The sequence below is a fragment of the Paludibaculum fermentans genome (assembly GCF_051172195.1).
GTDB lineage: Bacteria > Acidobacteriota > Terriglobia > Bryobacterales > Bryobacteraceae > Paludibaculum > Paludibaculum fermentans_A.
Genome location: NZ_JBPJAQ010000001.1, coordinates 3,422,279 through 3,434,882 on the forward strand (window position 1 = coordinate 3,422,279; position 12,604 = coordinate 3,434,882).

Consider the following 12,604-nt stretch of genomic DNA (forward strand, 5'->3'; position numbering starts at 1 on the left):
GCTACCCTCTATAATCAATATAGTGAAAGACGTCCGGCACTCGACCTGCGCTCTCGACTGCCCCGATGCCTGCTCGATTCTGGTCACCATCGACCAGGGCCGCGCGACGCACCTTCGCGGCAATCCCAACCATTCCGTTACTCAGGGTTTCCTGTGCGGCAAGGTAGCTCGCTACCTCGACCGCCAATATCACCCGGATCGCCTCCAATACCCCCTGCGCCGCACCGGCCCCAAAGGCCAGGGTCAGTTCACGCGCATCTCCTGGGACGAGGCACTGGATGAGATTGTTGCCAACTTAAAAGCCTTAGCGGCCCAGTACGGCCCTGAGTCTATCCTGCCGTATAGTTACGCCGGCACCATGGGCTACCTCCAGGGCGGCTCCATGGACCGCCGCTTCTTCCATCGCCTCGGCGCTTCCCGGCTCGACCGCACCATCTGCGCCTCCGCAGGGGCCGCCGGCTTCATGGAAGCCTACGGCATCCGCATGGGCACCCCACCCCAGCAGTTCGCCGAGTCGAAATACATCATCGCCTGGGGCGCCAACATCCTCACCACCAACGTCCACCTCTGGCCGTTCATCGTTGAGGCCCGCCGCCGTGGCGCCAAACTCGTCGTCATCGATCCCGTCGTCACAAAGGTCGCCTCCCTCGCCGACTGGCACCTCATGCCTTATCCCGGCAGCGACCTCGCCCTCGCCCTGGGACTGATGCATGTCATCTTCCGCGACGGCCTCGACCGCTACCAGGGCGATACCGCCTCCCTCCGCCAACGCGCCGCCGAATTCCCGCCGCAACGCGTCGCCGAACTCACCGGCATCCCGGCCGATCAGATCGAAACCCTGGCTCGCGAATACGCCACCACCCGGCCCGCCGCCATCCGGCTCAATTACGGAGTCCAGCGCAGCGAACGCGGCGGCAAGGCCGTGCGCGCCATCTCCCTCCTGCCCGCCCTCTGCGGCTATTGGGACGAACGCGGCGGCGGCCTCCAACTCACCACCTCCGGCGCCTTCGACATCAACCGCGAAGCCCTCGAACGCCCCGATCTCGGCACCCCCGCGCGTACCCTCAATATGTCCGTCCTCGGCCGCGCCCTCACCGAAGTCAACGATCCGCCCGTCAAAGCCCTCATCGTCTATAATTCCAACCCCGGAGCCATCGCCCCCAACCAGGCCCTCGTCCGCCAGGGCCTCGGCCGCGAAGATCTCTTTACGGTCGTCCTCGATCACTTTCAAACCGACACCGCCGACTGGGCCGACATCGTCCTGCCCGCGACTACCTTCCTGGAACATACCGATCTCTACATGGCTTACGGCCATTACGACCTCCAACTCGCCCGGCCCGCTGTCGACCCGCCCGGCGAAGCCCGCCCCAATGTCGAGATCTTCCGCGCTCTCGCCCAACGCATGGGCTTCACTGAGCCCTGCTTTGCCGACTCAAGTGACGACATGATTCGGCAATTGCTGGATTCCGGCAGCAGCCGGCTCCAGGGCATCACGCTGGAGCGTCTCGAGCAGGAGCACGCCATCTCCCTCAACATCCCGGACCTCCCCATGGCCGGACGGCCCGTCGATATGGACGCCGCCACGCTCGACTACACGCCGCCGCGCGAAAGCCGCCTCGGTCGCGAACACCCCTACCCCCTGGAACTCGTCAGCTCGAAAAACCACGACAGCCTCAATTCGACCTTCGGCGTACACAAAGCAACCGACGCCCAGACCGCCGTCCTCCAGCTCCACCCCGAGGACGCCGCCGCCCGCGGCATCCAGGATGGGGAAGAGGTCGAAGTCTTCAACCATCGCGGCAAGGTTAGGCTCAAAGCCAAGGTCGGCCCCACCGTTCGCCCCGGAGTCGTGCGGGCTCCGTCTGTCCGCTGGGCCCGCCAGGCGCCCGACGGGTTTAACGTGAATGTCCTTATCTCCGATCGCCTCACCGACATTGGCGGCGGACCCTGTTTCTACAATTGTCTAGTGGAGGTAAGGCGTTGCGGCGCATAGCTGTTCTTGTGCTGCTGGCAGGAGTTCTCGCAGCCGGGTGTAAACGCAAGCACCACCCCAATCCCTCCGCCACCATAGAAGAGGAGTCCGAGCTCGCCAGTTCCATCAGTGTGGCCGAGCCCCGTGACGCCTCCCAACTCCTCAGCGGCTTCTACAACCTCGAACAGAACGCCTGGCGCTGGAGCATGAAGAAGTTCGCCGTCACCCTCGCCCCGCCGCTGAATGGCGCCCTGCGCGGCGCGACCCTCGAACTCCATTGCTCCCTGCCCGACGTCATCGCCGCCAAAATGCTGGGCGTCTCCGTCACCCCCATCGTCGGCGCCACCCGGCTGGCCTCCGTCCGCATCGACAAGGCTGGCGACCAAGTCCTGAAGTTTGACGTCCCCATCGAGCCCCTCAAGCAGGACGCCATTATCGTCCAGTTCGAACTCGATAAGGCGATCGGCCCGGATGCCGCAGACTCCCGCGAGTTGGGGCTTGTTGTCTCACGTATTGGGTTTGTCTCAAAATGAGTCGCCTGAAGACCGGACTCTTCTGGGCGCTGCCCACGCTGTTCTTTGTCTGGGTGTATTGGTACGGACTGCGCGCCTGGTTCCAGCAGGACGACTTTGCCTGGCTCGCCCAGCGCAACGGCATCCACAACTGGCACGATTTCTTCGAATCGCTGTTCGTCCCCCGAGCGCAGGGCACCCTTCGTCCGTGGAGCGAACGTCTCTTCTTTATCGTTTTTTTTGATAGGTTTGGCCTCGACCACCGCCCTTACCATCTGCTGGTTGCCTTCACCCAGATCGCCAATCTCCTGCTGCTCCAATCCATCACCCTGCGCCTCAGCGGCTCACGAGTCGCCGCCTTGGTCGCTCCCATCATCTGGGCGTCGAATGTCGGCCTGGCGACACCCGTGTCCTGGTTATCGTCATACAACGAGGTGCTTTGCGCTTTCTTCCTGCTCCTCGCGTTCTGGTTGCTCATCCGCGGACACTTTGTCTGGCAGGTTGTCGTCTTTGTACTCGGCTTCGGCGCCCTGGAGTTGAACATCATCTATCCGGCCCTGGCCGCCGCCTGGTGCCTGCTGTACCAGCGTGACCGCCTCAAGAGGACCATGTGGCTCTTTTCGGTCAGTGCCGTGTACGCTTTGATCCACTTTAAGGTCGCCGCCAATCCGAAGGAAGGTGTCTATGCCCAGCACTGGGACCTCGCGGTCGTCAGTACCTACTTCCGCTACTGGGGGACCGCCTTGGCGGCCGGCGTCAACCCGTCGAAGTTCCACCGGCTGCCGGAATCGTTTTGGACCGTAAACGCGTGGATACTTGCGGCAATTTTGACGGTGTTTGGTATCTGGGTTTGGCGCCGGGGCGAGAAGCTGCCGGCGCTTGGTTTTCTCTGGTTTTCGGCGTCCATTGCCCCGGTCCTGTCCCTGCGCGATCACTTCACCGATTACTATCTGGCCATTCCTTCCATAGGGTTAGCGCTGATTTTCGGGTCTTTGGCGCAATCGGCATGGCAGTCGAACCGCTGGCTGTGGCGGCTTGGAGCAGTCGGAGTGATGGGCGCGCACCTCACTTTTGCGTTGCCGATAAATCGTCAAATCACGATATGGCGATATGAACGGGGCCACAGGGTCAGGGCGCTGGTCGAAGGATTGGAACGCGCACACGAGCTACATCCCGACAAAGTGCTCTTTGTCCAGGGTGTCGACTCCGATTTGTTCTGGTCCGGGTATTATGACCAGCCGTATCACCTTTTTGGTGTCAGCGACGTGTACATCTTACCGGGCGGCATTCAACTCATCGAGGCGCACCCGGAGTTGGGTGACCTGACCCAATTTGTCGCCTCGCCCGGCTTCACGGCGCGGGTTGTGTCCAAGGGACACGGCGCTGTGTACTCATACGAGGGTAACGTCCTGCGGAATATCACCCGGCGCTATGCCAGGCAGATGCCGCCGGAGTGGCTGGCCCTGCGTCCCAAGGAGGTCAACGTCGGATTGCCCGACTTCCAGGGAGACCTCGGCGAAGGCTGGTATCCGAGCGATTTTCCGTGGCGCTGGATGGGCAAGTCCGCCGAAGTTCGGGTGGCGGGGCCCGAAAGGGCTAGTGAGAAACTTTACATCGCCGGCTACTGCCCGAAGGAGTACCTGAAGACTCCACTCAAGCTGCGGGTTCTGGTGGATGGCCAGCCTGTGGGTGAAGCCACCGTGACCTCCGCAAACGATTCATTCGAGTACACTTTTGACCTTCCGGCGGCGCTCACCGGGCGTCCGGAAATGGTCGTCCGGATCGAATCCGCCCGCACGGTGAAACCACCGGATGATGGCCGGGAACTGGGCGTTGTCTTCGGCCGGATTGGGACCAGGTAAGGTCAACCTTCACGCTTCAGCATTAATTTTCGTCCTTTGTTGAGAGGAATGCGGAATTGCTGAAACATCTTGATGGATATTGCGTCTGTACGAATACGCTCATAATGATTTCTGTTGCAACGGCCGATGAGGTGCAGTATGCTAGACCGCTCTAAGCGAGCGGTAGAAGCGAGCGCCGGCCAGGGACGTCCAGTCTGGAATCGGCTCCAGAGGTAGGACGGAAGAGACCGCCGGGCAAGTAGCGGCGGCAAGCAACAGTGAGCGGCGACCGAAGGGCTCGCACCTCGAGTTCCCCGGATTGACAATTGGCATCTGAATTGCTGGGATATGGTATCCTAGCAGATTGGATTTTGCGATGAACGGCGACAGACCTAGTAGGAAGCTATTGCTAGGGATTGCTTATGTAAAGATTGTTGAGCAGTTGACGCTCACATCTTGAAACTTTTTGGGAAGTTCGCCGTCTAATCCGTTGTTAGCAGAGCCGAAGACGACATTGAGTTGGAAAGTGAAGACTGGGAGATAAGACATGACCAAGACGGAGCTCAACAAATACAAGCAGATCTTGGAGACCAAGCTCGCAGAGCTCTCGCAGGCCGTGCGTGACCGGGAAGGTATTGCAATCGAAAAGAGCCCGGACGCATTGGACGAAGTGCAGCACGCCGCGGAGCGTGAGCTAGCCATCCGAAACCTTGACCGTGAGTCGCATTTGCTGCGCAACGTGCGCGCCGCCCTCCGTCGTATCGACGAAGGCAATTACGGCGTCTGCCTGCATTGCGAAGAGGACATCAACCCTAAGCGTTTGAACGCGGTACCGTGGACGCCCTTCTGCATCGAGTGCCAGGAACTGGCCGACCGTGCGAAGGATGACAACACGGAAATGTTCGAAGAGTTGATGGTCGCTTAAAGACTCCACGCTCCGGTTCTGACAGGAGGGCGCGAGCCTGGGGCTCGCGCCCTTTTTGTCTCTTCCGGAGGAAAATCAGTGGTTTGGCAGGCGGCCGATGGCCGCGAACATGCGCTGGCCGAGCACGCGGTCGCGCCTCCAGGAGTAGAACTCTTCCCCCCCGCAGCAAGTACAAGGGGGAGGTGTGTCTATTCGTTCGGGTAAAAGGCCTGCCTGTCTCAAATGGCGGCAGTTGGTCTCCCAAAGATCGACAGTGGTTCGTTGGTCGAGATCGTCCCTTTCTGAGAATATGTCTCGAAATAGGACAGCGACCTCCGGACCAACTTCGAAGCAGCAGGGACCGATGGACGGGCCGAGTGCCGCGCACAAGTCGGACGGCCGGGTACCGTATTCGTTCGTCATGCGGGCGATGGCGGCTCCGGCAATATTACTGAGCGATCCGCGCCAACCGGCGTGGACTGCCGCGACCACGTGATTGACGGGATCAGCAAGGAGCAAGGGAACGCAGTCGGCGCTTTTGGCGGCGACGAAGAGCCCTGGTTCATTGGTGATCAGGCCGTCGCCCTCCATTTCAGGCAGGCACTCGCCGGCGAGTTTGACGACGTTGGAATGGACCTGTTTGAGGACGAGGTAGACGTGTGGGGGCGCGACGGCGGCGGTGCCGAAGGCGTGGCTGAGCCACGTCTCGGACGCGAGCAGGGTTGAAATGAAAAAGCCTTGGGGACCTCGAACGATGCTCACGCGGCGGGGTGCTGGGTCTGGGCGACCATGACCTGCTTCTTGAAGTCCTCGAGCATGGTCTCTTCCAGGCGGATCTCAGTGGGTCTTTGAATGAGGCTCATCTGGTCGATCTTGTCCTGAAGCTTGAGCAGGGCATAGAACAGGTTTTCAGGCCGTGGCGGGCAACCGGAAACGTAGACGTCGACGGGCACGATCTTGTCAACGCCCTGCAAGGTAGCGTAGGTGTTGAAAGGCCCGCCGACGCTGGAGCAAGCGCCCATGGAGATGACCCATTTAGGATCAGGCATCTGGTCGTAGATCCGTTTGAGAACCGGCGCCATTTTGAGCGTCACGGTGCCGGCAACGATCATGAGGTCGGACTGCCGGGGGCTGGGCCGAAAGACCTCGGCGCCATAGCGCGCGATGTCGAATCGCGAAGCGGAACTGGCAATCATCTCAATAGCGCAGCAGGCGAGCCCGAACGTCAGCGGCCAGATCGACGACTTACGCGCCCAATTGAACACGTAGTCGACCGAGGTGACCATGAAGTTGCGCTCATTCACGTTCTCCAGGTACATGCGATCTCCGTGTCCTCATTGTATCAGGACATGAAGGTCGGTAATTCACCCAATTTTGCCTACCGGAAGGATGTCCCGTGGGCTAACGATCTTTCATGTGAAAATCTACTCATTCCTACATGGAGGGGTACATGGATGAATCCGAATGGCCGCCTGAACCCGTAGAGACGGATGTGAGTCCAGCATTTGCAGTGGGAACTGGTCCAGCCCAACAGCGGGAGCTGGTGTGGCGGGAATGGCTGCGACAGGCAGCTGAAGGGGACAGGGATGCCTTTGCGCGGCTGTACGACGCCACTTCGGGGCTGATCTATTCGTTGGTGCTGCGGATTCTGGGGAATCCGGCGGACGCCGAAGAGGTCACCCTGGACGTGTACGTACAGGCCTGGCGGCATGCGAGTCGATTTGATTCGGCGCGCGGCGGGGTGACTGCCTGGCTGGCGACGATGGGGCGCAGCAGGGCCCTGGACCGCTATAGGTCGCATGGGGCGCGGCAGCAGCGCGAGGCGGGTCCGGCGCTGGAAGAGAGCGTCTCGGAGGCGCCCTCTCCCGAGCGCCTGGTGTCGATGGGCGAGGACCGGAAGGTGATCGCGGCGGCCCTGAAAGCGCTGCCCGCCGAGCAGCGGCAAGTGATTGAACTCGCCTATTTTCAGGGGCTCTCCCAGAGCGAGATGGCGGAGCGCCTGGATTTGCCCCTGGGCACAGTCAAGACGAGGGTCCGGCTGGGCATGATGTGCCTCAGGGAAAGTATTTTGGAGCAGAGGGGATAACCATGCCGCACTTGGAATTGACGGAAGAGCTCAGAGCGGCGGCGGCCCTTTACAGCCTGGGCCTGATGACGGAAGAGGAAGCCGTGGCGTTCACGAAGCATCTGGCGGAAGGCTGTGACCTCTGCCGGCGGGAAGTGGATGCGTTCTCAGTTACGGCGAGCCGCCTACCCCTGGCAGCGGAGGAAGTTGCTCCGCCGCCCGGCCTGCGGGCGCGGGTGCTGGAGAAGATAGCCGAGCCCGAACCGGGTATGCATGTTGTAAGGGAGGGTGAGGGGCGTTGGCGCCCCACCCCGTTTCCCGGAGTCAGCAGCAAGACGCTCTACTTTGATCGCGAGACGTCGATGGCGACGAACCTCCTGCGGCTGGAGCCTGGTGCATCTTACCCTGCGCATCATCACACGGCCGTAGAGCAGTGCCTGGTGTTGGAAGGCGATGTGCGGCAGGGTGGCGTCGTAATGAAGGCTGGTGACTACAGCCGGAATGACGCAGGCAGCGATCACGGGCGGATCTCGACAGTGAGCGGGTGTCTGTTGCTGTTGGTCTCCTCGATGAAGGATGAACTGCTGGCCTGAGCGATGGGTGGCCTGTCTTCCGATGGAAACGGCGCGCAAATCACCGATTACTTGATGAATTTGTACATATTGGTGATACGATCAAGCGCGCACTTGCGCCTTCGGGAGGAGGATACATGAGGGTTTTGAGTTCCATTGTGGCCTGCACGATCAGTGTGATGGGTCTATCCGCAGCCCCGGTCAGCTTCATCGACCTTTTCGGGACCCAGGTATTTACGCAGACGAGTGACGGATCCGCTGCAGCGACCGGCGCGTTCCTCGGTACGCATGTGTATTTTCAGGCTGGTGACTTCACCAGCGCCACGTTTACGCCTCCGGGCGGAATCGCCACCAACATGCCGGTGTCGAGCTCCACCACGTTCTACTTTGGGTCTACATCATTTGCGGATCTGGCGGCGATGGACGCAGCGTACGCACCGGGCGTCTACGCCTATGACAGCGCCGGGCCTGGCGGCAATCCCAATGCCCCGTCGAATGTGACAGTGACGCGGCCCGCCAACGCCTATGGGACTTCGACGCCTTATCTCACCAATTTCAGTTCGCTGGCGAACATGAATCCCGCATTAGGCCTGCTGGTGAACTGGGACGCCTTCACGGGAGGGCTGAACCCCACCAACGACCCCAAGGTGCCCGATGCCTATTCCTACGTGTTCTTCACCATTACGCGGGATTCGGACAATGCAATCGTATACGATGCCGGTTTCCTCCCAGGCGCGACCGCCTCGACCTTCCTGGCGGCGAACACGCTGGCAGGGAACACCGCCTACACGTTCAACCTGGTCTTCTCCAACCGGATGATTGGCACCACCACCTCGGGGACGACCGACTTCCCACCGACCTACGGCTTTGATCTCCGGACGTTAGGCTCGTTTACGACGGGTCCGATGACGGCTACGCCCGAGCCGGCTTCGATGGGCATGGTCCTTTCCGGATTGGTGCTGATCGCTCTCCGCCGCAGAAAGTAACGCAAGCCCGGCGCGGCGTTGCGAGGCCCGGGAATTCCGGCGGCGGGGGTGGTAGACTGCTCGGACGTGGAAACGTCGAGACTGATTCAGATCATCGAAATGGGGGCCGCACGGAACCTGATGGACTACGTGCAGGCATTCCAGTTGTGGGCGCCGAAGTCGGCCGCGGCGGCGATGCCCTGCGCGGGCGGGTTGGCCGCTTACACAGGACCGGATTCACCGTTGACGACGGTGAAGGGCGCGGGGCCCGACCTCCAGGAGAGCGAGATCGAGGCGGCTGAGCTGTTTTTCCGGCGGAACCATGCCAGGCAGGTGGTATTTGAGTGTGCTCCGTGGCTGACGGACGACTCCGTGGAGCGGCTGAAAAGGCGCGGGTACACAGTGGCCGGAACTGAAGTAGTGGTAGCCGCTAAGTTGCCGTGTGGAGTCGAAGCGCCGGGCCATACACCGATCGAACTCATGCAGGACGACTGGGCCCGGGTCTTCCAGGCAGCCTTTGAATTGCCGGCCGAGGCGATCTGTCCGCTGTTGGCTCAGGTGGCCTGGCGGCTGCCGGGTTCCGTGAAGCTGGGCGTGGCGGATGCGGACGGAAGCGTGATGGGCTGCGCGCAGATGGCTCCGGCGGGCGAGATCGCGGTGTTGGGGAATGATGGCACACTACCCGAGGCGCGAGGGAAGGGCGTGCAGACGGCGTTGATCCGCGAACGGCTGAGACTGGCGATGAAGGCTGGTTTCCGCTGGGCCGTGGCGGAGGTGGCGGAGCGCAGCCAGTCGGAGAAGAACTACCTGCGGTGCGGGTTTGAGCGGGTTTATGTGCGGACGAGCTGGATTCACGCATGAACATCCGCTCACACCTGCGTCTCCCGCAACGAGACTGCAATGCGGCCGAAGCTCCGGTTGGAACTCCTCACGGCGCCCGCTCCTTCAGCTCGGCTCAGTGGACGCGCCAGGTCCGTTCTCAGTAGACCTCGTGATTTCGGTCTATCCAGACCACATGAAATATGCGTCCATCGCGGTAGCCGACCATCGGGCATTTCCCATGAAACCGAAACGCCAGGAACGTGACGTCGTCAGTGATGTGGCGAGGGATGGGGACGACGATTTTGGCGATTTTCTCGCAACCACTACCGTGCTTGGGTGCCAACGTAAGGTCCAGCCAAGTTCGCTGGGCCAGCTGCCAAAGGGTGTCCACCAGGGAACATTTCTGCTCCGTATTACACTCGCAAATGCCGTATCCGTTTGCCAGGTAGCGGAAGCAGAAAGCTGGGGGCAGCCGCTGAAAGTCCACTGCTGGTGCGGTCGACGGGCCAAGAAGCAACTTGCTCGAATTTGATTTCGGCTGTCGTAGCTTAGGCAATGCGCGTCTTGAAAAACTCTGCCATGGCCGCCTGCGCAATGACCTCGCCGCTGGGCGTGTTCAGCCACGGCGGTTCTTCGTGAGTCATGTTGCGGAGTTTGAACGCGCTGAACTGACCGTAGACCTGATAGACCTCCAGGAGGAGCTCGATCGTCTGATCAGAGAACTTCTCCAAATCAACCTCCGGTGATTCGGTGATTGCTCCCGCTCCATAGGACTTGAAGCGCCTGTATAATTCCGGAACCACTGGGCCGTGCGCCCAGGCTTCGATCGGTTCGTTGAACAGAGGAATGCCTGTGATCGCGAGATGGAGGCCCTGAGCGTAGTACACAAGCTTTTGGAGCTTCAGGTTCGACATCAACTCCCCAGCTTCCGGATCAACCTGGCTAAGAAAGAAGTCAGCGATGTCATGACAACTCAGCATCGACTGATCACCTCGATTCACCTACATTATATCGGCACAAATCACAAGTAGCTTGACCATCTCAGATTCCGGGCGCTGGGCCGGGTTAAGCCCTGTTTGGTTGCAAAGCCTGGGCTGGGATGACCACAATGAAGACCGGCCCTGGTTTGGCCGGTATCATGGCTGGTCTTTTCGAGAATATTGAGATTCGCGTCCCGGAACGGCGTTTTCAGAACTGGGCCGACTTCACCACCAACGCGCCGGAGTACTCCATCGGGCTGGAAGTGATGGACGACACGCCGGGCCACCAGGGACACTACGCGCATTTTGATCATCACTGCGGCGTGATCCGCGAAGTGACGATGAGTGCGGCGATGCAGGTGTACATCGCTGTCCGGCAGGGCCGGATCATGGAGCGGTGGCTGCGGCACAAACAACCGATCCCGGTGTATGTCTGGAATGCCGATCAGGACGTCTGTCTTTCGGCGTTTGTCCTGGAGTACCACTACATGCTGGAGCGTGTGGAGGGGACTCCGCTGTTGCGCTGGATCGTCCAATACAACAACAAGATCGACGTGTGCGGCGGGCTGTACCCGGTAAGGCTGGACGAACTAGTGAAGAATCACTTCACGTGGGTGTTCGAGCCGTATATGGAGCAGCGGAGCCGGGGCAAGGAACAGGGCGACGCGGAACTGGTGACGAAGACGATCCGGGCGGTGTGCGACCGGCTGTTGGCCCTGATTGAGGGCCGGGCGGGCACTTCGCCGATCACGGCGCGGCCGGACATTCTGTACCGGTCGGGGCACGATTTCGTCATTGCCGCCGAGAAGGGCGATCCACATTCGCGGCTGGTGCTGGCGGCCGAAGGGCACCGGAACCTGATCAGTGTGATCTGCCAGCGGCCCAGCGGGCGATTTACGTATAGCGTGATCCGCGGTTCCCCCTACGACGAGGACACCTTCCCGGTAATCGAGCTGATCAATGCATTCCAGGCGGCGGAAGACCGGCAGGACGTGAAGATCTGGGGCGGGTCGAACCTGGCGGCGGGGTCGGATAGCGAACTGGGATCGAGTTTGCACTGGACCCAGTTGCGGGATATCGCGGAGCGGGTCGTTTCAGCAGCCGCTGCGAGGTAGGCGCTTCGACGCGCAGTGCGCATCGAAGCGCGCTTTCAGCCGTCAGCTCTCAGCTTTCAGCTATTCAGTTTGAGATCGGATGCCGAGTCAGGGTCGAGGTAGAGGTGTGCCTGCGTATGGAGCCTGAGGAAGGAGCCTGGGCAGGCGGAGGAAATGGGTCCTTCCAGGGCATTCTGAACCGCCTCGGCTTTGCGGAGATCCGGGACGCAGCAGAGGATGTGCGCGGCTGAGAGAAGCGTCGGGCAGGTGAGTGTGAAGCCGAAGGCCGGGACGGTTTCCAGGTCTGGAAAGTGGCCTTCGCCTACCTGCTGCCGGCGGCAGCGTTCATCCAGGGTGACGATGCGCACCGGTTGGGGGTCGTTCAGATCGGCCTCGTGCGGATCGTTGAAGCCGATGTGGCCGTTTTCTCCGAAGCCCAGGAACGAGACGTCGATGGGGGCTGCGGCCAGCAACGCCGCATAGCGGGCTGCTTCGGCTTCCAGGTTGGCCGCGTCGCCCGCCAGGTAGTGGACGATGCCGGGCCGGACGCGGCGCGCGACGCGCTCGCGGACCCAGCGTCGAAAGCTGGCGGAGTGTGTGTCGGGCACGCCGATCCATTCGTCGACATGGAAGACTTCCACAGCGGACCAATCGAGTCCCGGTGCGGCGGTGAGAGCGTCGATTACCTCAAATTGTGAATTGGCGGCCGAGAGGATGATGCGGGCCCGGCCGCGCTCGCGGATGGCGTCCTGGAGGAGGTGTGCGCCGTAACGGGCTGCCGCCGTCCCCAACTGCTGTTTGTCGTCGTAGATGGTGACCTGGAGGGGGCCGACTTCGAAGGATTTGTTCTGTGTGGTTTGCATGACGGGGTGGTTTT

Annotated in this window: 13 protein-coding genes; 9 read left to right on the top strand and 4 right to left on the bottom strand. The window is 61.2% G+C overall.

The genetic code is table 11. From position 1 onward, the window contains the following. The first annotated feature begins 22 nt into the window (after window positions 1-22). The 4 genes from ACR9Y2_RS13940 to ACR9Y2_RS13955 all read left to right on the top strand — a co-directional run bounded on the left by ACR9Y2_RS13940 (window position 23) and on the right by ACR9Y2_RS13955 (window position 5,250). A complete protein-coding gene (locus tag ACR9Y2_RS13940; RefSeq protein WP_435041941.1) occupies window positions 23-1,993 on the top strand; it encodes a molybdopterin-containing oxidoreductase family protein in 1,971 nt (656 codons plus the stop codon). Then, window positions 1,981-2,505 carry a hypothetical protein gene (locus ACR9Y2_RS13945; protein WP_435041942.1) on the top strand — a complete coding sequence of 175 codons (525 nt, stop codon included), beginning with the start codon at window positions 1,981-1,983 and terminating at the stop codon, window positions 2,503-2,505. Before ACR9Y2_RS13940 ends, ACR9Y2_RS13945 begins: the two co-directional genes overlap by 13 nt. After that, window positions 2,502-4,346: a hypothetical protein gene (locus tag ACR9Y2_RS13950; RefSeq protein ID WP_435041943.1), complete on the top strand. Its 1,845-nt coding sequence runs from the start codon at window positions 2,502-2,504 to the stop codon at window positions 4,344-4,346. The genes ACR9Y2_RS13945 and ACR9Y2_RS13950 overlap by 4 nt, the downstream gene beginning before the upstream one ends. A 526-nt stretch (window positions 4,347-4,872) precedes the next feature. Continuing rightward, entirely contained in the window at window positions 4,873-5,250 is a 378-nt protein-coding gene (locus ACR9Y2_RS13955) for a TraR/DksA family transcriptional regulator (RefSeq protein WP_435041944.1), read from the top strand. A 75-nt stretch (window positions 5,251-5,325) separates the two neighbouring features. Here the strand turns inward: ACR9Y2_RS13955 and pgeF are convergent, their stop codons facing one another. Continuing rightward, entirely contained in the window at window positions 5,326-5,991 is a 666-nt protein-coding gene (pgeF, locus tag ACR9Y2_RS13960; RefSeq protein ID WP_435041945.1) for a peptidoglycan editing factor PgeF, read from the bottom strand. Beyond that, on the bottom strand, window positions 5,988-6,548 hold the full coding sequence (locus ACR9Y2_RS13965) for an NADH-quinone oxidoreductase subunit B (RefSeq protein WP_435041946.1): 561 nt from the start codon (window positions 6,546-6,548) through the stop codon (window positions 5,988-5,990). The genes pgeF and ACR9Y2_RS13965 overlap by 4 nt, the downstream gene beginning before the upstream one ends. Before the next feature lie 131 nt (window positions 6,549-6,679). Between ACR9Y2_RS13965 and ACR9Y2_RS13970 the strand changes: the two genes are divergently transcribed. The 4 genes from ACR9Y2_RS13970 to ACR9Y2_RS13985 all read left to right on the top strand — a co-directional run bounded on the left by ACR9Y2_RS13970 (window position 6,680) and on the right by ACR9Y2_RS13985 (window position 9,692). Further along, window positions 6,680-7,315: a sigma-70 family RNA polymerase sigma factor gene (locus ACR9Y2_RS13970; RefSeq protein WP_435041947.1), complete on the top strand. Its 636-nt coding sequence runs from the start codon at window positions 6,680-6,682 to the stop codon at window positions 7,313-7,315. Window positions 7,316-7,317: 2 nt separating this feature from the next. Beyond that, window positions 7,318-7,887, top strand: a complete 570-nt coding sequence (locus ACR9Y2_RS13975; RefSeq protein WP_435041948.1) for a cupin domain-containing protein — start codon at window positions 7,318-7,320, stop codon at window positions 7,885-7,887. A 116-nt stretch (window positions 7,888-8,003) separates the two neighbouring features. Further along, window positions 8,004-8,852, top strand: coding sequence for a PEP-CTERM sorting domain-containing protein (locus ACR9Y2_RS13980; protein WP_435041950.1), 849 nt, complete (start codon window positions 8,004-8,006; stop codon window positions 8,850-8,852). A 66-nt stretch (window positions 8,853-8,918) separates the two neighbouring features. Continuing rightward, window positions 8,919-9,692: a GNAT family N-acetyltransferase gene (locus ACR9Y2_RS13985; RefSeq protein ID WP_435041951.1), complete on the top strand. Its 774-nt coding sequence runs from the start codon at window positions 8,919-8,921 to the stop codon at window positions 9,690-9,692. Window positions 9,693-10,201: 509 nt separating this feature from the next. On the opposite strand, the gene ACR9Y2_RS13990 is transcribed toward ACR9Y2_RS13985, so the two are convergent. Then, window positions 10,202-10,633 carry a Panacea domain-containing protein gene (locus tag ACR9Y2_RS13990; RefSeq protein ID WP_435044864.1) on the bottom strand — a complete coding sequence of 144 codons (432 nt, stop codon included), beginning with the start codon at window positions 10,631-10,633 and terminating at the stop codon, window positions 10,202-10,204. 128 nt (window positions 10,634-10,761) lie between these two features. Between ACR9Y2_RS13990 and ACR9Y2_RS13995 the strand changes: the two genes are divergently transcribed. Then, entirely contained in the window at window positions 10,762-11,748 is a 987-nt protein-coding gene (locus ACR9Y2_RS13995) for a hypothetical protein (protein ID WP_435041952.1), read from the top strand. Window positions 11,749-11,804: 56 nt separating this feature from the next. Here ACR9Y2_RS13995 and ACR9Y2_RS14000 read toward each other — a convergent pair whose 3' ends face one another. After that, window positions 11,805-12,590 (bottom strand): 6-phosphogluconolactonase, encoded by a 786-nt coding sequence (locus tag ACR9Y2_RS14000; RefSeq protein ID WP_435041954.1) that lies wholly within the window; start codon window positions 12,588-12,590, stop codon window positions 11,805-11,807. Window positions 12,591-12,604: the final 14 nt, after the last annotated feature.